Origin of the sequence: Stenotrophomonas sp. Iso1 (assembly GCF_027497995.1) — a bacterium.
Taxonomy (GTDB): Bacteria; Pseudomonadota; Gammaproteobacteria; order Xanthomonadales; family Xanthomonadaceae; genus Stenotrophomonas.
This window is the reverse complement of record NZ_JAODBT010000001.1, coordinates 33,165-53,336: the sequence shown is the minus strand read 5'-3', so window position 1 is coordinate 53,336 and position 20,172 is coordinate 33,165. Positions and strand designations below refer to the sequence as shown.

17 protein-coding genes are annotated in these 20,172 nt (G+C 63.7%); 11 read left to right on the top strand and 6 right to left on the bottom strand.

Annotated elements, in window-relative coordinates; translation table 11 throughout:
- The 7 genes from rnpA to PAN08_RS00165 all read left to right on the top strand — a co-directional run bounded on the left by rnpA (position 1) and on the right by PAN08_RS00165 (position 9,744).
- Positions 1–462, top strand: coding sequence for a ribonuclease P protein component (rnpA, locus tag PAN08_RS00195; RefSeq protein WP_269789546.1), 462 nt, complete (start codon positions 1–3; stop codon positions 460–462).
- Complete coding sequence (gene yidC / locus PAN08_RS00190; RefSeq protein ID WP_269789545.1) at positions 462–2,165, top strand: membrane protein insertase YidC; 1,704 nt, start codon at positions 462–464, stop codon at positions 2,163–2,165. Before rnpA ends, yidC begins: the two co-directional genes overlap by 1 nt.
- A gap of 86 nt (positions 2,166–2,251) precedes the next feature.
- A complete protein-coding gene (locus PAN08_RS00185) occupies positions 2,252–4,933 on the top strand; it encodes a polysaccharide deacetylase family protein (protein ID WP_269789544.1) in 2,682 nt (893 codons plus the stop codon).
- A 3-nt stretch (positions 4,934–4,936) separates the two neighbouring features.
- The gene (gene mnmE, locus PAN08_RS00180; RefSeq protein ID WP_269789543.1) at positions 4,937–6,286 is read left to right on the top strand and encodes a tRNA uridine-5-carboxymethylaminomethyl(34) synthesis GTPase MnmE; all 1,350 of its coding nucleotides are present in this window, start codon (positions 4,937–4,939) and stop codon (positions 6,284–6,286) included.
- Positions 6,287–6,344: 58 nt separating this feature from the next.
- Positions 6,345–6,737, top strand: coding sequence for a VOC family protein (locus PAN08_RS00175; RefSeq protein ID WP_269789542.1), 393 nt, complete (start codon positions 6,345–6,347; stop codon positions 6,735–6,737).
- A 203-nt stretch (positions 6,738–6,940) separates the two neighbouring features.
- Positions 6,941–8,554 (top strand): ATP-binding cassette domain-containing protein, encoded by a 1,614-nt coding sequence (locus tag PAN08_RS00170; RefSeq protein ID WP_269789541.1) that lies wholly within the window; start codon positions 6,941–6,943, stop codon positions 8,552–8,554.
- A 155-nt stretch (positions 8,555–8,709) separates the two neighbouring features.
- Positions 8,710–9,744 (top strand): glycerophosphodiester phosphodiesterase, encoded by a 1,035-nt coding sequence (locus PAN08_RS00165; RefSeq protein WP_269791127.1) that lies wholly within the window; start codon positions 8,710–8,712, stop codon positions 9,742–9,744.
- A 45-nt stretch (positions 9,745–9,789) separates the two neighbouring features.
- On the opposite strand, the gene PAN08_RS00160 is transcribed toward PAN08_RS00165, so the two are convergent.
- Entirely contained in the window at positions 9,790–10,569 is a 780-nt protein-coding gene (locus PAN08_RS00160; protein ID WP_269789540.1) for a rhomboid family intramembrane serine protease, read from the bottom strand.
- Positions 10,570–10,666: 97 nt separating this feature from the next.
- The gene (locus PAN08_RS00155; RefSeq protein WP_269791126.1) at positions 10,667–11,623 is read right to left on the bottom strand and encodes a TerC family protein; all 957 of its coding nucleotides are present in this window, start codon (positions 11,621–11,623) and stop codon (positions 10,667–10,669) included.
- Between the two features lie 282 nt (positions 11,624–11,905).
- On the opposite strand from PAN08_RS00155, the gene PAN08_RS00150 reads away from it, so the two are divergent.
- Both PAN08_RS00150 and PAN08_RS00145 read left to right on the top strand, forming a co-directional pair.
- Complete coding sequence (locus PAN08_RS00150; protein ID WP_269789539.1) at positions 11,906–13,075, top strand: class I SAM-dependent rRNA methyltransferase; 1,170 nt, start codon at positions 11,906–11,908, stop codon at positions 13,073–13,075.
- A 263-nt stretch (positions 13,076–13,338) separates the two neighbouring features.
- Positions 13,339–14,580: a dipeptidase gene (locus tag PAN08_RS00145; RefSeq protein WP_269789538.1), complete on the top strand. Its 1,242-nt coding sequence runs from the start codon at positions 13,339–13,341 to the stop codon at positions 14,578–14,580.
- Between the two features lie 132 nt (positions 14,581–14,712).
- On the opposite strand, the gene PAN08_RS00140 is transcribed toward PAN08_RS00145, so the two are convergent.
- The 4 genes from PAN08_RS00140 to PAN08_RS00125 all read right to left on the bottom strand — a co-directional run bounded on the left by PAN08_RS00140 (position 14,713) and on the right by PAN08_RS00125 (position 17,899).
- The gene (locus PAN08_RS00140; protein WP_269789537.1) at positions 14,713–16,146 is read right to left on the bottom strand and encodes an amino acid permease; all 1,434 of its coding nucleotides are present in this window, start codon (positions 16,144–16,146) and stop codon (positions 14,713–14,715) included.
- Positions 16,147–16,295: 149 nt separating this feature from the next.
- On the bottom strand, positions 16,296–16,655 hold the full coding sequence (locus PAN08_RS00135; RefSeq protein WP_269789536.1) for a DUF488 family protein: 360 nt from the start codon (positions 16,653–16,655) through the stop codon (positions 16,296–16,298).
- A gap of 59 nt (positions 16,656–16,714) precedes the next feature.
- On the bottom strand, positions 16,715–17,338 hold the full coding sequence (gene leuE / locus PAN08_RS00130) for a leucine efflux protein LeuE (RefSeq protein ID WP_269789535.1): 624 nt from the start codon (positions 17,336–17,338) through the stop codon (positions 16,715–16,717).
- Between the two features lie 15 nt (positions 17,339–17,353).
- A complete protein-coding gene (locus PAN08_RS00125) occupies positions 17,354–17,899 on the bottom strand; it encodes a nucleoside 2-deoxyribosyltransferase domain-containing protein (RefSeq protein WP_269789534.1) in 546 nt (181 codons plus the stop codon).
- Between the two features lie 79 nt (positions 17,900–17,978).
- Here PAN08_RS00125 and rmuC point away from each other — a divergent pair, with 79 nt between their 5' ends.
- Together rmuC and PAN08_RS00115 are read left to right on the top strand one after the other, a co-directional pair.
- Complete coding sequence (rmuC, locus tag PAN08_RS00120) at positions 17,979–19,526, top strand: DNA recombination protein RmuC (RefSeq protein WP_269789533.1); 1,548 nt, start codon at positions 17,979–17,981, stop codon at positions 19,524–19,526.
- 53 nt (positions 19,527–19,579) lie between these two features.
- Positions 19,580–20,125 carry a glutathione peroxidase gene (locus tag PAN08_RS00115; RefSeq protein ID WP_269789532.1) on the top strand — a complete coding sequence of 182 codons (546 nt, stop codon included), beginning with the start codon at positions 19,580–19,582 and terminating at the stop codon, positions 20,123–20,125.
- The last annotated feature ends 47 nt before the right edge of the window (positions 20,126–20,172 follow it).

Sequence of the window (20,172 nt, the reverse complement as noted above, 5' to 3'; positions counted from 1 at the left end):
GTGAGCAGTGACTGCCCGCGCAAGCGATTCCCTCGCTCTGCGCGGGTTCGTACGCGTGCCGAATATTCAACGGTCTTCAACGGCGCCCGCCGTGTGTCCGATCCGCTGATGACACTCCACTGGCTGAAAGGGGAAACCCCTGCTCGGCTGGGTATGGCTGTGTCACGGAAGGTCGATACGCGTGCGGTCGGTCGTAACCGTATCAAGCGTGTGTTGCGTGATGCAACACGCCATCTTTTGCCGTGTCTGGCCTCTGGCGATTTTGTCGTCGTTGCCCGCTCTGCGGCAAAGACGGCTGACAACCAACAGATTCGCGAGACGTTTGAACGCCTGTTGCGCCGTGCAGGTGCATTGCCCCCTGCGGGCCCGGGCGGCACAATGCCGCCGCGCGAGGGCGTCAATCCTCATCCTTCTTTGAACACGCCGGGAACTTCATCCGGCGGAGCCGAGCCTGCCTGCTGATGAACCAGACCCGTGTATTCCTGATTTTTGCCTGGCTGATGGTGGCGGTGCTGCTGTGGATGGAATGGGGTCGCGAGCAGAACGCGCCGGATCCGGCCACCGTTGCCGCAACTCAGCTGGCCGTGCCAGCGGCCACCGATGCGGACCTGGCACCGCCAACCGCCGGTAACGTGCCGCAGGCCAATGTGCCGGGCCAGGCGCCGGCCGCTGCAGGCGTGGAAGCAACCACCACGGCCGCCGCCCCGCGTATCACGGTCACCACCGACGTGCTCAAGCTGGTGCTGGATGGCCGCAGCGTGCTCGACGCCGATCTGCTGCAGTTCCCGCAGACCAAGGCTGCCGGCAGCCCGCCGGTGCAGCTGCTGACCGAAGACAAGGCGCATCCGTACAGCGCCACCGCCGGTTGGGCCAGCCAGACCAACGCGCCGGTCCCCGGTGCCACCGGCTTCCAGCCGGCACAGGGCGTCACCGACGTGGCGCTGGCCGATGGCCAGGCTGAAGTGCAGGTGCCGTTCGTATGGAATGGCCCCAATGGCGTCAGCATCCACCGTACCTACACCTTCAAGCGTGGCGATTACGCCATCAGCGTGAAGGATGAAGTGGTCAATGCCGGCACCACGCCGTGGCAGGGCTATGTGTTCCGCAAGCTCGACCGCGTGCCGCCGGTGATCACCAAGGGCATGACCAATCCGGACTCCTTCAGCTTCAACGGCGCGACTTGGTACAGCCCGGAAGAAGGTTACGAGCGCCGCGCGTTTGCGGACTTCCTGGACGACGGCAAACTCAACCGCACCATCACCGGTGGTTGGGCGGCAATGCTGCAGCACCACTTCTTCACCGCGTGGATTCCTCAGGCTGACCAGTCTTCGTTGTATCTGCTGGAACAGAACGGTCCACGTCATGTGATCGAAGCGCGTGGTCCGGGCTTCACCGTGGCCCCGGGGCAGAAGGTCAGCACCCAGGCGCGCCTGTGGGTGGGCCCGAAGCTGGTCAACCAGATCGCCAAGGAAGATGTAAAGGGCCTGGACCGCGTGGTCGACTACAGCCGCTTCTCGTTGATGGCGGTGATTGGCCAGGGCCTGTTCTGGGTGTTGAACCAGGTGCACAAGCTGGTCGGCAACTGGGGCTGGGCGATTGTCGGCCTGGTGATCCTGTTGAAGATGGTGCTGTTCCCGCTGGCCAATGCGCAGTTCAAGTCGCAGGCCAAGATGCGCAAATTCCAGCCCCGCATCGCGCAGCTGAAGGAGCGCTACGGCGACGACAAGCAGAAGTTCCAGACAGCGATGATGGAGCTGTACAAGAAGGAAAAGATCAACCCGCTGGGCGGCTGCTTGCCGCTGCTGATCCAGATGCCGATCTTCTTCGCCCTGTACTGGGTGCTGGTGGAGTCGGTGGAGCTGCGTCAGGCACCGTGGATGGGTTGGATCCAGGACCTGACCGCGCGTGACCCGTTCTTCATCCTGCCGCTGATCAACATCGCAGTGATGTGGTTCACCCAGAAGCTGACGCCGGCCGTGGGCATGGACCCGATGCAGCAGAAGATGATGCAGTTCATGCCGTTGGTATTTGGTGTGATGATGGCCTTCATGCCGGCCGGTCTGGTGCTTTACTGGGTGGTCAACGGTAGCCTGAGCCTCCTGCAGCAATGGTTGATGATCAAGAAGCACGGCCAGGATGTCCCGGCCAAGGTCGAAGCCAAGTAATCGCAAAAGCCCGCCGCAAGGCGGGCTTTTCGCATGCGGCGTTAGAATCGCCGGCACCTGCTCCCACTGAAGAACCCGAGCTCGCCATGCCCCGTGTGTCGTTGTCGCCCCGCTTGTTGTTGCCCTCACTGCTGCTGACACTGGCCATTGCCGCCTGCAGCAAGAACGAAGGTGCAATACCGGCGCCGGAGACCGTGACCCAACCCAGCGCCCGGGCGGCCGCGGTGGCCGATCCTGCAGCAGCACCGTTGCTGACGTCGCTGCAGAAACTGCTTGATGGGCATCGCCGGATCATCGTGCTGTTGGCCGATGAAACGCAGCAGTCGGTTGATGACCGCACGACGTCCAGCCGCGTTGGCCAGCAGTTGTTCCACGACGGTCTGGAGCAACGCCTGGCCATCGCTGCACAGTTCGACACGTTGCTGCGTAGCGCCAGTCCACAACGTTTTGCCACATTGGGTACGGTGCTGGATTACATCGAATCGTCGCCGGAGTTGTACGACGCCGATCGTCTGGCGTTCCGTGAAATCCTGCGCGACCTGCATGAGCGCGTGGGTGCAGATTCGTCGTTGCCGGCAGTGAAGCTGCACCAGCGCATCGGCGAGGATCTGGAAGCGCTGGATGAGATCGAGCGCAACTACAACCAGGAAATCACCCGCATTTTCAGCCGTTTCGAGCGCACCCGTGCCATCGAACTCAAGCGCGAAAAGTGGGATGACTACATCGCGCACCTGCACACGCACTACAGCCGCGAAGCGATTCTGCGCGACTACGGTGTGATCGAGCCGTACCCGATGTCGATGAAAGACAGCGAGCGCGAAATCTTCGGCCGTGATCTACCGGCCAAGACGGTAGTGCTGACGTTCGATGATGGCCCGCACAAGGCCTACACCGACGACGTGGTCGCCATCCTCAAGCGTTACGACGTGCCCGGTGTGTTCTTTGAAGTGGGCCGCAACCTGGGCGCGGTGCAGGCCGATGGCAAAGTAAAGCTGGGGCCGATGGCCGGTATCAGCCGCAACTTGATGGAGCAGGGCTATGCGGTGGGCAACCACAGCCTTACCCACGCGCAGCTGTCGCGCACCAGCGGCGATGCGTTGCGTGAGCAGGTGCTCGGCACCGACACGTTGCTCAAGGGTGTGGATAACCGGCGCGCGCCGCTGTTCCGTTTTCCCTATGGCGCGCGCAATGCCGAAGGCCTGCAGCTGCTGAACGAAGCCGGCTTGAAGTCGATCATGTGGAACATCGATTCGATGGACTGGGCCGACCCGGTGCCGGAATCGATCGTGCAGCGCGTGGTCGACCAGGTACAGAAGGAACAGAAGGGCATCATCCTGTTCCATGACATCCACGATCGCGCAGTGAAGGCGCTGCCGCAGATCCTGGACCGCCTGATCGCCGATGGTTATCAGTTTGCCGGTTGGAATGGCCGTGATTTCAGCGTCAGCCGCGCGCGCAAAGGGGCGAGCAGCGGTGCCGCCATCACCACCGGCTACGAGAAATCCTGGGCGATTGTCATTGGCATCGATGAGTACGCCAAGTGGCCGAAGCTCGAATACGCCGGCCGTGATGCGCAATCCATCGCCGATACGCTGACGGGGCAGTTCGGTTTTCCGTCCTCGCAGGTGATCGTGCTGAAGAACCAGCAGGCCACGCGCAACAACATCCTGGCCGCGTTCCATGATCGCCTGGCCGATGAGCGCACTGGCAAGAATGACCGTGTGTTCGTGTTCTTTGCCGGCCATGGTGCTACCCGTCAGCTCGCTTCCGGGCGCGACCTGGGTTACATCATTCCGGTGGATTCGGATCCCAATGAATTCGCCACCGATGCCATCGCCATGACTGACATCCAGAACATTGCCGAAAGCATGCAGGCAAAGCACGTGATGTTCGTGATGGATGCCTGCTACAGCGGTTTGGGTTTGACCCGTGCCGGTGCGTCTTCTTCTTCGTTCCTGCGCGAGAACGCACGTCGCAGCGCGCGGCAGATGCTCACCGCCGGCGGCGCCGATCAACAGGTGGCCGACAGTGGCCCGAATGGGCATTCGGTATTCACCTGGGTCCTGTTGCAGGCGCTGGGTGGCAAGGGTGACCTCAATGGCGACGGTTTGATCACCGGTACCGAACTGGCCGCCTATGTAGCGCCGGCGGTGTCGGCGGTATCGCAACAGACGCCGGCGTTCGGCAGCCTACCGGGTTCGCAGGGTGGTGAGTTCGTGTTCCAGGTGCCGGACAGCCAGGAATTTCTCAACGCCGATACGGCTCAGTTGTCAGCTGAAGCCATCGCGCTCAACAACCGTGTCGACGCGGTGCAGGACGCCAAGGCGGAAGGCGAAGCGCCAGTGACCGTAGCCGATCTGCAGGGTGGCAAGAACACGCTGGTGGTGCCGGCGGCGGCGCCGACATCGGACCGCCAGCGCGCGCAGCAGGCCAATGATCGCGGCCTGCAGTTGTATCGCGAGAAGCGTTACGACGAAGCCGTCGCGCAGTTCACCGAAGCACTGAAGCTGCGGCCGGATTTCGCCCTGGCCGCGAACAACCTTGGCTTTGTGTATTACCGCCAGCAACGGTATGCCGAAGCGGCACGCTGGTTGGAAAACACATTGAAGATCGATCCTTCGCGTGCGGTGGCCTATCTCAACCTGGGCGATGCCTATTTCCATGTGGGTGACAAGGCCCGGTCGAAGCAGGCGTACACCACCTACCTGGAGCTGCAGCCGCAAGGCAGCGGCGCAGCGCAGGCGCGTTCTCAATTGCAGAAGCTGTAAGCCATGAGCCACTTGTCCACAGGCGAAACCATTGTTGCCATTGCCACCGGTGCGGCAGCGGGCGGCGTCGGCATGCTGCGCGTGTCCGGCCCGCAATCGCTGCGCATTGCGGTTGCGTTGGGGTGTCCATCGCTCAAGCCACGGCACGCGCATTACGCAACGTTTCGCGATGCCGCCGCGGATGTGATTGACGACGGCATTGCCCTGTATTTCCCTGGTCCGCGCAGCTTTACCGGCGAGGACGTGGTGGAGCTGCAGGGCCACGGCAGCCCCGTGGTATTGCGACAACTGCTGGCCCGCTGCATTGAACTGGGTGCGCGTCAGGCGCGCGCGGGTGAGTTCAGCGAGCGGGCATTCCTCAACGGCAAGGTGGATCTGGCTCAGGCCGAAGCCATCGCCGATCTGATCGCCGCCGGTGACGTGCGCGCTGCGCGTGCTGCGCGGCGTTCGCTGGACGGTGTGTTCTCGCGGCGTGTGGAAGAAGTGGGCGAGCAACTCGTGCGCCTGCGCATCCATGTCGAAGCTGCCATCGATTTCGCGGATGAACCACTGGATACGCTTGGCGGCGCGCAGGTGCGGGCGGGCGTGGAACAAGCGCGCGCGCTGCTGGCGCAACTGCGGGTCGACGCCGAGCGTGGCCGCAAGCTGCGCGATGGCCTGCACGCGGTGCTGATCGGCCCACCCAATGCCGGCAAGAGCTCGTTGCTCAATGCCTTGGCCGGCAGCGAACGCGCCATCGTCACCGACATCGCCGGTACCACCCGCGACACGCTGCGCGAAACCATTCGCATCGACGGTCTGGAACTGGAGCTGGTGGATACTGCCGGCCTTCGCGAAGGCGGCGATGCCATTGAACGCGAAGGCATGCGCCGCGCGCGCGCCGAGATGCAGCGCGCGGACCTGGCCATTGTCGTGTTGGATGCGCGCGACCCCGAAGCAGGCCGCCTGGCGATTGGTGATGCGGCTGCCCAGGCCGCGCGTCAGCTGTGGATCTTCAACAAGAGCGATCTGCTACCGCAGTGGCCGCAGGATCTGGGCCAAGACAGCATCGCGTTGTCGGCCGCCAGCGGTGAAGGGCTGGAACACCTGCACGCGCGCCTGCGCGAAATTGCCAGCGATGGTGCGGGCGAGGGCATGCAGGGGGAGTTCTCCGCACGCTTGCGTCATGTCGAAGCCATCATCAGCGCCGCCGACCATCTGGAAATGGCGGCCACGCAGCTTCAGTACGACCATCTGGAGCTGGCGGCGGAAGAACTGCGCCTGGCGCACGACGCACTGGGCGAGATCACCGGGCGGATGACCGCCGATGACTTGCTGGGGAAGATTTTTTCGAGCTTCTGCATCGGCAAGTAATGCAGACGGATCAACCGGCCCGAGTGGGCAAGGGCAAACAACAGTCAGGAGGGTACGCATGTTTTCGCACATCGCGGTGGGGGCCAATGACATCGAAACGTCCAAGGCGTTCTACGACGCGCTGCTTGGCGCGCTCGGTGCAAAGCCGGGCTTCGTCGATCCGAAAGGCAGGGTGGTCTACCGCCACAACGGCGCATTGCTGATCCTCGGTCACCCGCGCAACGGCGAAGCGGCCACGTATGCCAATGGCAGCACCATCGGTTTCAGCTGCGTCAACCCGGAAGAAGTGGACGCTTGGCATGCCGCCGGTGTCGGCCAGGGGGGCGTCAGCATCGAAGACCCACCGGGCCCACGGCAGAGCCCGTTCGGGCCGTTGTATCTGGCCTATCTGCGCGATCCGGCTGGCAACAAGCTGTGCGCCGCACATTGGCCAAGCACGGCTCAGGCCTGAGTGGCCACCGGCGGTGCATGACGGGAATGCGCCGCCGGTTACTGACAGTTGGGTTTCCCGCCGTTAGCCTATGCCCCGTTACGGGATTCCCCCGCCTGTGGAGCCAGTCCAATGCGCTATTGATGCCCCCGTCTGAATGACGGTCCCTTTCAGTCCCTGCTGCCGTTGGCGGCTGGGTGCTTCGGGCATCGATGGAACAACGCATGACGACAACCGTATCGTTGACGCTGGACAGCGTCGCTTGGCACACGCCCGATGGGCGCTGCCTTTTCTCCGACCTCAACGCGCAGTTCGACGCCCGCCCCACGGGCTTGGTCGGGCGCAATGGCGTGGGCAAATCCGTATTGGCGCAGTTGTTGGCCGGCCTGCGCGAACCCAGTGCCGGGCAATGCCGGCGAATCGGTCGGGTGCATTACCTCGCCCAGCAGGTGACCGCAGCCGCCGGCCAACGCATCGCCGAACTTGCGGCTGTGGATAACGTGGTGGATGCATTGCGCCGGATCGAAGCCGGCAGCACGCAGCAAGCCGATTTCGATGCCGTGGGTGAGCAATGGACCATGTGCGACAACCTGCAGCAGGCGTTGGCCGAAGCCGGCCTGCCAGGCATGGATGTCGATATGCCTGTGGACAACTTGAGCGGCGGGCAACGCATGCGCGTCGCGTTGGTAGGTGCGTTGCTGCAACCGGCGGAGCTGCTGATCCTCGACGAGCCCAGCAATCATCTTGATCTGGCCGGCCGGCAATGGCTGCAGCAGCAACTCATACAGCGCGGGCAGGGCTATCTGCTGGTCAGCCATGACCGGTTGCTGCTGGACCACGTGCAGCGCATCGTCGAATTGTCGCCGCAAGGGCTGCGCAGCCACGGCGGCAACCATGAACGTTATGCACAGACGCGTGCTGTGGAGAAAGCAGCGGCGGAAACCCAGTTGCAGCAACGCAGGCAGGAACGCCGAAAGGGCGAGCAGGCGCTGAATGCGCAACGGCAGCGGTTGGAGCAGCGCAGCGCACGCGGCAACCGCGAAGCCGCCACGGCCAATCAGGCGCCGATCCTGCTTGGCTTGGCGAGGCAGCGCGCGCAGGCCAGCGTGGGCAAAGCCAAACAACAACTGCAGCAGCGACACGAAACCCTGCACGATGCCGTCCGCCAGGCGCAGGCGCAGATCGACGAACCTGCGCCGGTGCTGTTGCCACCGTTGTTGGAGAGGACCGCGCCCGAATGGGTCGCGCGCCTGCAACACGTGCAGCTGCCCTATGTCGCTGAGCCGCTTCACTGTCTGGATCTGGCCTTGCGCCGTGGCGAGCGCGTCGCGGTCAGCGGCATCAATGGCGCGGGCAAATCAACGCTGTTGAAAGTGCTCGCCGGACAATTGGCCCCGCTCGCGGGTGAGGCACAGTTGCATGTACCGGCGGCGTTGCTGGATCAGCAGTTGGAACTGTTGCCCGCCCACCTCAGCGCTTTGGAGGGCGTGCGTGCGCGCAACCTGCAGATGGAAGAGGGTGAGCTACGCAGCCGCTTGTCTTTGCTGGGGCTGGATGCAACCCAGGTACAGCTGCCGTCGGCGCAGCTCAGTGGCGGTCAGCGACTGAAGGCAGCACTGGCCTGCGCGCTGTATGCAGATCCATCGGCCCAGCTGTTGCTGCTGGATGAGCCCGGCAATCACCTCGACCTGGATGCGCTGACCGCATTGGAATCGCTGCTGCGCCAGTACAGCGGGACGCTGGTGGTGGTGTCACATGACGAAGCCTTTCTACAGGCGATTGGCATCAGCGCGCGGCTGCAGGCCACAGCAGAAGGGTGGCGCTGGCAACGGTGTTGAAACACCGTGGCCAACGTACTTACTGACGTCACATGCCGGCGCCACACTGCCGCCTCTTTCTGCTGGCTGGCGCGGCTGCGCGCGATGGAGTGACGGTGGTATCCAAGTGGCACGGTGGGGTGTTGATGGGCGTGGTCATGGCATTCTGCGGGGCAATGGAAGCCCAAGCCGCCCCACGTTATCCACAGGCCTCGGTGTACGCGCACCGAGGCGCCAGCGCCTTGCTGCCGGAACACACGCTGGCCGCTTATGCACAGGCCATTTCCGACGGCGCCGATTACATCGAGCCGGATCTGGTGATGACCAAGGATGGCGTAATGGTGGCCCGTCACGAGAACGAGATCGGCTCGACCACCGATGTCGCCGCGCGCGCTGAATTTGCCGACCGACGCACCCGCAAGGTGATCGATGGCCAGACCGAGGAAGGCTGGTTCACCGAAGACTTCACCCTGGCCGAGTTGAAGACGCTGTACGCCCGCGAGCGCCTGCCGCAGGTGCGTGGCACGGCCTTTGATGGACAGTTCCGCATCGCCTCGCTGGACGAGATCATCACCTTCCTGGTGCAGCAGGCCGGACGTGCCAACCGCGGTATCGGCTTGGCGCCGGAGATCAAGCACGGCAGTTATTTCCGCGGCATCGGCTTACCGATGGAAGACAAGCTGCTCGCCACGTTGCGAGGCAATGCCTACACCAACGTCGCGCCGATCCTGCTGCAGTCGTTCGAGACCGCCAACCTGCGCGCGCTGCGGCAGAAGCTGGGCAAGGATTCCAACATCCGTCTGCTGCAGTTGCTGGGCGCCCCTACAGACACGCCGGCCGATGTTGTGCTGGCCGGTGGTTCACTGACTTATGCACAGATGATGACGCCTGCCGGGCTGCGCGATATCGCCACCTATGCCGATGCCATCGGCGCCGAGAAGCACGCACTGATACCGCTGGATGCACAGGGCAAGTTGGCTGCGCCAACGGCATTGATCGCCGATGCGCATGCTGCCGGCCTGCAAGTGGTGGTCTATACGTTCCGCCCCGAGAATCCATTCCTGCCGCCGGCATTGCGCCAAGGGGCGGAGACCGCGCGCAACCCGGACGCTTCCGTGGCCGAGATGCGGGTGTTCCTGCAGGCGGGGATTGATGCTTTGTTTACCGATGATCCGGCGCTGGGACGTCGCGCGGTGGATGCTACCCCTTAACGATCAGGCTGCGGGTAGGGCTCAAACTGGCGGGCGCAGAGACGCTTACTGCGGACTGTCCGGGTCCCGTCGCCGCAGCGGCACCACCACGTCGTAGTCCCGGCCTTCGCGCGGTTGCCACAGCACCGGCACCCGGCCCGGAGCAGGCGGTTCCAGTTCGTTGTCCGCCAGCGGCTGCACGTCTTCCTCTTCTTCGTCTTCCCAGCTATAGCGTTTGCGCGGTGCCATCGGGTCGGCGTGGCGGAACATCAATGCGGCGATGAGGCCAGCGGCGGCGCCACCCATATGCGATTGCCAGGACACACCCGGCTCGTGCGGCAGGATGGTGATCAACATGCTGCCGTAGAACAGGAAGCCGATCATGCTGGCGGCGATGGCCTGCCGGTCACGGCGCAACAGGCCCAGCACGAACACCAGGAACATCAGGCCGTGGGTCACGCCACTGGCGCCCAGATGGTGGCTGCCGATATCGCCCAGCAGCCAGGCACCCAGCCCGGAACCTATCCACAGCAGGGGCAGCGCGCGTAGCGTGGCCTGTGGATAAACACTGCCGGCCAGCGTGCCCAGAATCAGCAGGGCCACCGCATTGGCGCCCAGGTGTTCGATGGAACCATGCAGCAGCGGCGCACCCAGCAGGCCGAGCAGGCCGTGGCTTTCCAATGGCGCAACGGACCATGCCCGCCAGTCCCAGCCACTGCTTTGAAGGGCGAATATCGCCACCAGCAGCAACACGAAACCCAGGCTCAGGTTGAAGGCACGCAGCACGCGGCTGCGGTCATTGCGGGCCGGCGCGGTGCCGGTGTCAGGCGCGATCTGCGTATCCATGACATCAGAACTTGCGGCAGCCCCCGCGATTGCAAGGGGGCCGCGTTCGGGAACAGGCGTGCCACCAGCGGGACAATCCCGCCGGTGGCACGGCGTATCAGCCGTGATTCTGCTTCGGCGGGATCTTCAGGCTCAGGATCATGGTGGCGATCAGGATCGCGGCAACCACGCCCAGCGACACCGGCACCGGGATTTTGAAGATGTCGATCAGCAGCATCTTGGTGCCAATGAACGCCAGGATCACCGCCAGGCCATACGGCAGCAGGTGGAAACGGTCAGCCATACCAGCCAGCAGGAAGAACATCGCGCGCAGGCCCAGCACCGCGAACACGTTCGAGGTCAGCACGATGAACGGGTCGGTGGTGATGGCGAAGATGGCCGGGATCGAGTCCACCGCGAAGATCACGTCGGTGACGGCGATGAGGATCAGCACCACGAACATCGGGGTGAACCAGCGCACGCCGTTCTTCTCGGTGACCAGGCGGTTGCCGTTGTACTCGTGGCTGATGCGCAGGTGCTTGCGCATGAATTTCAGCGCCGGATTGTTGTCCAGGCTGGGTTCCTCACCAGCGGCGGTCCACATCTTCCAGCCGGTGAACAGCAGGAACGCACCGAACACGTACAGCAGCCAATGGAACTGGCTGACCAGCACGGTGCCGGCGAAGATCATGATCGTACGCAGCGCGATGGCGCCCAGAATGCCGATGATCAACACACGTTGACGCTGCGTCTCGGGCACCGCGAAGTAGCCCATGATCAGCAGGAACACGAAGATGTTGTCGACCGCCAGGGCCTTCTCGATCAGATAACCGGTCAGGAACTGCAGGCCCACTTCATTGGCCACTGCCACACCGGCGGTTTCATTGAGGTAGTACCAGAGGCCGGCGTTGAAGGCCAAAGCCAGTGCCACCCAGCCCAGCGACCACCACAAAGCCTCCTTGAAGGTGACTTTGTGCGGGCCGCCGTGGCGCATCAGCACCAGGTCGATCAGCAAGGCGGCAATGACGACGGCAATGAAGCCGCCCCAAAGCCAGGGATTACCAATTGTCTGAATCATGGGGATTTCCGGTCATATGAATGGGTCTTGGAACCACACAGGCCAAGAGCTGGACACGGAATCAGGGGAGACCGGGGACAGAGCTTCGCCAATGCGGCGAAGGTCTTGCTCACAGTTCCGGCGGTCGGAACTGCCGTTGCACCGGAGCCTTGCGGCTCGAATTGACGGCGACAACGTCTGGGAGCTACTCCCCTTCTGGGATTGAATACTGCGGCCTGAGGTCAGCACAGTCAATGAATGCCCCTCGGGGCAGGGGCCCGGCACGGCTACAATAGCGCCATGAATACCCCACTTCCCATCGTACGCCTGAAGAACGCGTGGCGCTCCAGCCACCCGTGGATTTTCCAGAAGCTGGTTGAAAAGCCGACCGTCAAGCCCAAGTCGGGCACCATCGTCGACGTGGTCGGCGTGGATGAGGTCTGGATCGGCCGTGGTTTCTATAACGGTCATTCGCGTATTGCCGTGCGCATTCTGGAAACGGATCCGGATGTGGCGGTGGACCAGGCTTGGTTCTCCCGCAAGATCGCTGCCGCAGTGTCGCTGCGTCGTGACGTGCTCAAGCTCGACGCGATCTCCGACGCGTGGCGCGTGGTTCACAGCGAAGGTGACGGATTGTCGGGCCTGGTCGTGGACCGTTATGCGGACCTGATCGTGGTCGAATTCTTTGCCGCGGGTATGTTCCGCCACCGCGAGTGGATCTACGAAGCACTGCGCGAGCAGTTCCCGGGCTGCCGCTTCCACAGCTTTGCCGACGAGCACGTGCAGAAGCAGGAAAGCTTTGATTTCCACGGCAACACCACCACCGAGCCGTCGGTGATCACCGAATATGGCATCAAGTTCCGTGCGGACCCGGCTGGCGCGCACAAGACCGGTTTCTTCGCGGACCAGCGCGAGAACCGCGAGTGGTTGAGCCAGCAGGTGGAAGGCAAGACCGTGCTGGACCTGTGCTGCAACACCGGTGGCTTTGCGGTGTATGCCGCCGCGCGCGGTGCCAGCGAAGTGCTGGGCGTGGACATCGACCAGGACGTGATCCAGATCGCCAAGGGCAATGCGCGTTTGAACAACGCCAAGCCCAAGTTCGTGCAGGCCGACATCTTCCCGTGGCTGCGTGATGCGGCCAACCGCGGCGAGCAGTACGACGTGGTGATCCTGGACCCGGCCAAGATGACCCGCGACCGCGACCAGGTCATCACCGCGCTGAAGAAGTACCTGGACATGAACAAGCTGGCGCTGGGCGTGGTCAAGCCGGGCGGTCTGTTTGCCACATTCTCGTGCACCGGTCTGGTGGCCGAGGATCAGTTCCTGGACATGCTGCGTCGTGCCGCGTTCTATTCCAACCGCACCATCCAGATCCTCAAGGTGACGGGCGCGGGCCCGGATCATCCGTTCATGGCGCACGTGCAGGAATCGCGTTACCTCAAGGCCGTGTTCTGCCGCGTGGTGGACTGAGCATCGCGCAGCGGTAGGGCGGAGCCACGCTCCGCTCGGGCTTTATCGGGAAGGCTTCACCTTTCCCCCACCCCTCCTCAAAGGGAGGGATGAAGCGGCCCGCTTCACTCTGCCGGTTCGTGGAACCTGCTCCCTCGCTTGCAGCGCAGGCGAAGGGGAGAGCGGGTTTGTAAGGCCCTGTTCGCGCGCCCATGCCGTCCGTCACTGGCCGGTTGCATCACCACAGCGTTAAGGTCGGGCCTTTCCATCCACGGTGAGGCCTCATGACGCTGCGTCCCCTGTCCCTGTTGGTATCCCTGTCGCTGTGCTGGCCGCTGGCCGCCTCGGCGGTGGAATTCAGTCAGGCTGAACTGGCCAAGGCCAGTGAGTTGCAGCACAAGCTGCTCACCCTGGATACGCATCTGGATACCCCGGCCAATTTCGCCCGGCCGGATTTCAACATCATGCAGCGCCATGACCACAACGCGCTGTCGCAGGTGGATTACCCGCGCATGGTGGAAGGCGCGCTGGATGGTGGTTTCTTTGCGATCTATACCGACCAGGGCGACCGTACGCAGGCCGCGCACCGCGCCGAGCGTGACCATGGCCTGCAGCGGATGATGCAGATCCACGAAATGCTGGCCGCCAATCCGGACAAGTTCCAGCTGGCGCTCACGGCCGACGATGCGGCGCGCATCAAGGCTGCCGGCAAGCGCGTGGTCTACATCAGCATGGAGAACGGCAGCCCGCTGGTGGCCGACCCGTCGCTGCTGAGCTTCTACTACACCGCCGGCCTGCGGCTGATGTCGACGGTGCACTTCGCCAACAACGAATTTGCCGATTCCGCCACCGACCCCAAGGGTGCCGAATGGAAGGGGCTGAGCCCGGCCGGCAAGGCGCTGGTCAACGAGGCCGTGAAACTGGGCATCGTCATCGACCAATCGCACGCGTCCGATGCGGTGTTCGACAACCTCATTGAAATGATGCCGGTGCCGTTCATCCTGTCGCACAGCTCGGCCAAGGAGATCTTCAACCATGCGCGCAACCTTGACGACACGCGTCTGCGCCAGCTCGCGGCCAAGGGTGGGGTGATCCAGGCCAATGCCTACGGTGGCTACCTGGTTGACGAAACCAAGAGCCCCGAGCGCAAGCAGGCCGAGGACGCACTGGAAAAGCGCCTGGGTGGCTGGGAAAACATGACCATGGCCAAGGGCGCCGAACTGGCCACCGCCATGGCTGAGCTGGACAAGCAGTACCCACGGCCCAAGGCCACCCTGGATGATTTCTTCCAGCACTTTGGCCACATGCTCGACGTGGTCGGCCCGGACCACGTGGGCATTGGCATGGATTGGGATGGCGGTGGCGGTGTGACCGGCATGCAGGACGCCAGCGACCTGCCCAAGATCACCGCGTGGATGCAGCGCCGTGGCTTGAGCGAAGCGCAGATCGCCAACATCTGGAGCGGCAACGTGCTGCGTGTGATGCGCCAGGCGCAGGATTACGCGGCGAAGAACGACGGCAAGTAATGCACCGCAGGCCGGGATGAATCCCCGGCCTGCGGGAGGCTGCTGCAAAAGGAGAAGCCGTCCTTTAAGTCACCCCAAAAACAAAAAGCGGGCCGAAGCCCGCTTTTTGTTTTATCCACAGGCCGCTGTGGATTACTTGCGGCCCAGCACTGCGTTGCGGCGGCTGTACAGCACATAGACCACCAGGCCCAGCGCGTTCCACGCCAGGAACCACAGCTGCGTGCGGTTCGGCAGGCTGAAGAACAGGTAGATGCAGCCCAGGATCGCGACCGGGCCGATGATCCACGCCAGCGGCGCACGGAACTTGCGCTCGCGGCCAGCCTCGCGCTTGCGCAGTACCAACAGGCACAGGCCCACGGCGGTGAACGCGGCCAACGTGCCGGCATTGGCCAGCGCGGCGATTTCATCCAGACGCGCCACGCCCGCCATTGCAGCCACCAGTACGGCGGTGAACAGGGTGATGGTCACCGGTGTGCCGGTGCGCTTGTTCACCTTGGACAGACCGCGCGGCAGCAGGCCGTCACGCGACATCACAAAGAAGATGCGGCTCTGGCCATAGAAGAACGCCAGCAATACCGTCGGCAGCGCGATGATCGCCACAATGCCGATCACCAGCGCAGCGGTGCCATGGCCGAGTTCACGCATGATCAGCGCCAGCGGCTCGGCGCTCTTGCCGAACACGGTGTAGCTCATCGCACCGACCGCAGCGGTCGCCACCAGCAGGTAGATGATGGTGCAGCCGATCATCGAACCCACGATGCCGATGGACAGGTCACGGCCCGGGTTCTTGGTTTCTTCGGCCGCAGTGGAAATGGCATCAAAGCCATAGAAGGCGAAGAAGATGATGGCCGCTGCCGCCATCACACCGCGTTCGACGCCATCGGGAGTGAGCGATTTGGGGAAGCCATAAGGCATGAACGGCTGTAGGTTATCCACGCTGAACGCCGGCAGCGCGACAGCCACGAACACCGCCAGCGCAATCAGCTTCAACACCACCAGCACCGCGTTGAGCGTGGCGCTTTCCTTGGTGCCGACCATCAACATGCCGGCGACCAGGAAGGTGATGACAATGGCGGGCACGTTGATGAAACCGCCTTCGACGTGCGGACCAGCGGCCAGCGCCTGCGGCAGCATCACGTTCCAGCCGAAAGCGGTGTGCAGCCATTCCAGGAAGCCGACGAAGTAACCCGACCAGCCCACCGCGACGGTGCTGACCACCAGCGAGTACTCCAGGATCAGGCTCCAGCCCACCACCCAGGCGACGGTCTCGCCCAACGCGCTGTAGCTGTAGGTATAGGCGCTGCCGGCGGCCGGCATCATCGTTGACAGCTCGGCATAGGCCAGCGCTGCACAAGCGCAGATCACGCCGGCGATGATGAAGGACAGCAGCACCGCCGGTCCGGCCTTGTCCGCACCGACGCCGATCAGCGTGTAGATGCCGGTGCCGACGATGGCACCGATGCCCAGCGCAACCAGATGGGGCCAACTCAGCGTGGGGATCAGCCGGCGGCCTTCCTCATGTTCGGTGAGCTGGTCGATGGACTTGCGCCGGAGCCAGGATTGCATGCGGACCTCGCGGTTCGTAGTGATTCAAGAAGTCGGCGAGTGTCGCCGAATGCAGTGCAGCAAAGCCAGAAACATGCACGGTTCCAAGGGGCCTTGGCGGCTGGCCCTGTCATCGGTGACGGAATTGGCACAAAACCCGAGGGTGGCCCTCAATGTGAATGGCGGGGGTGAGCCATCAGGTAGTCACGCAGCGCCACGGCTTGGTTGTAGCGGGTATCGCGTGCACTGTAGATCAGCGTGACCGGCCCAGCGTCGAGCGCATCCCGCAGGGGTTTGAGATGCTGTGGATAAGTGGCCAGCTCCTGCCAATAGCGCTGTTGGAATTGCTCCCAGCGTTCGGCGCGGTGGTCGAACCACTGTCGCAGCCCGGTGCTGGGGGCGGCCTCCTTCAACCAGGTGGCGTGCAGCGCCTCGCGGCTGACCCCACGCGGCCATAGCCGGTCGACCAGGAAGCGTTGGCCATCTGCCGCACTGGCGGCTTCATAGGCGCGCTTGCAATGGATGTTCATAGGCGGGCCTCCGGTTGACGGCGGAATGGCGATCATCGCACTGCGCAAGCCGCCGGGCCCTACTCGATTCCCAGCCGCACTCCAAACACCACCAGGCAAACACCCACCGCCCTGCGCAGCCATACGCCCACACGCGGATACCCCGCCAGACGCCGGGCGATGAACTGCCCACCGAAGATCAGCACCGAGCACCAGCCCACACTCAACACCGCGATCAAGATCGCCATCGTGGCCAGCGTCAGTGCGCCGCGCTGTGTGGCCGGGTCGATGAACAGCGGCAAGAACGCCATGTAAAACAGGATGGCCTTGGGGTTGAGCACACCCACCAGCAGCGCCTGCCGGAACCAACGCCGGCCGTGCTGTGCCGGCACGGCATCACCGCTGCCAGCGGCCGGTTCACGCAGCAGCTGGATACCGACCCAGATCAGGTACGCCGCGCCGACATAGCGCAATCCGGCAAACAGCATTGGGTGGGCCTGCAGCATCGCGGCCACGCCGGTGGCGGCGATGGCGATCAAGATCTGGTCGCCGAGCATCAACCCGGCCAGCGTTGCGTAACCGGCGCGGACGCCGCCGCGCGCTGTGGCAGTGAGCAAGGTGAAGGTGCCTGGGCCGGGCAGCATCAGGAACAGAATGACCGCCACCACGAAGGTGCCCAGGTCGTTGATGCCCATCCACGGCATGGTGTGGCTCCGGGCTCAGCGCGCGCGTTGTTCGGCTACGCGCTGCTTCACGGCAGCGATCAATGCCTGCAGGTCGTCGTAGCGCGGCACGCCGTAACGGTCGCCGGTGATGTCCAGGTTGCCTTTGCGCCAGAAGCCGGCGGGTGCTGCGACGAGCAACTTGCCCGAGCGCGCATACAGGCCGAATTCCAGCAACGTGATCGGGCTCTGCGTGCCGGGAGTGAAGTACATCAGCACGATGTCAGCCTGCTCCAGCGCCGCCAGTTCCCATTCCACCTGGCGGCGGAACTCGGGCTCATCGGCCTCGGCACGCCACGCGGGATTCCAATCGGCGCGGCGCGGGTTGAGCATCAGCACGCCTTCGTCGGCCAACGCCTGTTGGACCTGTTGCTGCCAGTCGCCGGCCTTGCCCATCTCGATGCTGCCGGCCAGGAACACCTTGGGCCGCGTGTCGTGGGCGGGCACCGCATCGGGCGAGGTGACAGTCTGCGAGCTGGCGGCCACTGCCGACAACGGCAACAGGCCGCACAGGCCCAGCAACAGGGAAGGCAGCAACTTCATGGGAATGGACGGCGTGTGGGGGCGTACATGATCGCAGATGCGGCGCAGCCATTGAGACGCGTGGAGCTAAACTTCGCTCATGCAAACTGAAACCCTGATCCTGGCCGGCCTGCTGGTCGTCGTCATCGTGCTGCAGCTGTTGCTGCTGGTCCGTCGTACCGACAACACCGCGTTGGAAAACGCACTGCGTGAAGAACAACGCAGCGGTCGTGGTGAATTGCGCGAACACCTGGAGGCGATGACCCGCCAACAGGATGCGCGCATGGACGGCTTCGGCCGTAACCTCACCGACTTGTCCACACGCACCGACCAGCGCCTGGACCTGTTGCGCGACAGCCTTACCGATGACGCACGCAAGGGACGAGAGGAGAACAGCAACACCCAGCAGCAGCTGGCGCAGTTGTTGGGCGCGCGCCTGCAGGAAGTACGCGATCAGCTCGATGCGTTCGGTCAACACCAACAAGTGCGGATGGAGGCCTTTGCCCGGCAGCTGGCCAACCTGCAGCAGGCCCTGCTGGAAGAAACCCGCAAAGGCCGCGAAGAAGGCGCGCAGGCGCAGCAACGTTTCGGCGACATGCTCGGCCAGCGTCTGCTCGAACTCACCCAGCGCAACGAAACGGGCATCACCGAAATGCGGCAGACGCTGGAAGCGCGCCTGAAGGACCTCCAGGGTGACAACGCTGCCAAGCTCGAACTGATGCGGCAGACCGTCGACGAAAAACTGCAGAGCACGCTCAACACGCGCCTGGATTCCTCGTTCAAGCTGGTCTCCGAGCGGCTGGAACAAGTGCAGCGCGGCCTGGGTGAAATGCAGCAGCTGGCCACTGGTGTGGGCGACCTCAAGCGTGTGCTGAGCAACGTCAAGAACCGTGGCGGCTGGGGCGAAGTGCAGCTGGACAACATCCTCGAGCAGACCCTTACTGCCGAGCAGTACGCACGGGGCGTGAAGGTGCGCCCGGACAGCGGTGAAATGGTCGATTTCGCCGTGCGCCTGCCGGGGCGTGGCAACGATGAAACACCCGTGTGGTTGCCCATCGATTCCAAATTCCCGCGCGAGGACTACGAGCGCTTGCTTGACGCGCAGGAGGCCGGCGATCAGGACGGCGTACGTGTCACCGGCAACCAGCTTGAGCGGGCCATCCGCGTGCAGGCCAAGTCGATCAGCGAAAAATACATCGTGCCGCCGCACACCACCGACTTTGCGGTGATGTTTCTGCCCACCGAAGGCCTCTACGCCGAAACCATCCGCCGTCCCGGGCTGGTGGATGCACTGCAGCGCGAGCACCGCGTAGTCATCGCCGGCCCAACCACGTTCACCGCTCTGCTCAACAGCCTGCAGATGGGCTTCCGCACGCTGGCCATCGAGCAGCGTTCGTCCGAGGTATGGAGTTTGCTGGGCGCGGTGAAGGGCGAGTTCGGCAAGTTCGCCGGCATCCTCGAAAAAGCCGAAAAGCAGATCAACACCGTCGGCAAGAGCCTGGGGGATGCGAGCCGCAAGACCCGCACCATCGAGCGCAAGCTGCGCGGCGTGGAATCGCTGACCGCCGACGCCTCGCAGGCACTGCTGGGCGACATGGGCAGCGACGATGAAGGCGAGGAAGAATCGGTTGATACCAGCGACGCCTGAGTCGGCCGTCGTCGGTTTATGCTTGCGCTCCATTACCCCACCAGGAACACGCCATGACTGCTTCCGTGTATGACACCGCGCTGACCACTATCGACGGCGCACCGACTTCGCTGGCCGACTATCGCGGCAAGGTGCTGCTGGTGGTCAACGTGGCATCCAAGTGCGGCTTGACCCCGCAGTACGAAGGTCTGGAAAAGCTGTACCGCGAAAAGAAGGACGCCGGCCTCGAAGTGCTGGGTTTCCCGGCCAACAACTTCAACGGCCAGGAGCCGGGCAGCGAAGAAGAAATCAAGCAGTTCTGCTCGCTCAACTTCGATGTCAGCTTCCCGCTGTTCTCCAAGATCAGCGTTGCTGGCGCCGATGTGCATCCGCTGTACCAGCAGCTGACCGCGGCTCAGCCGGTGGCCACTGGCGAAGGCCCGATGCGCGAGAAGCTGGTCGGCTTCAATATCGAGCCGAACCCGGCGCCGGGCGTGCTGTGGAACTTCGAGAAGTTCCTGGTCGGCAAGGACGGCGCAGTCATCGCCCGTTTCTCGCCGGACACCGCGGCGGATGACGCAGGCCTGCGCGCTGCGATCGACAAGGCACTGGCTGCGTAAGTCATGTGCAGAAGCGGCACACGCCGCTTCTGCATTTTCGGCAGGTA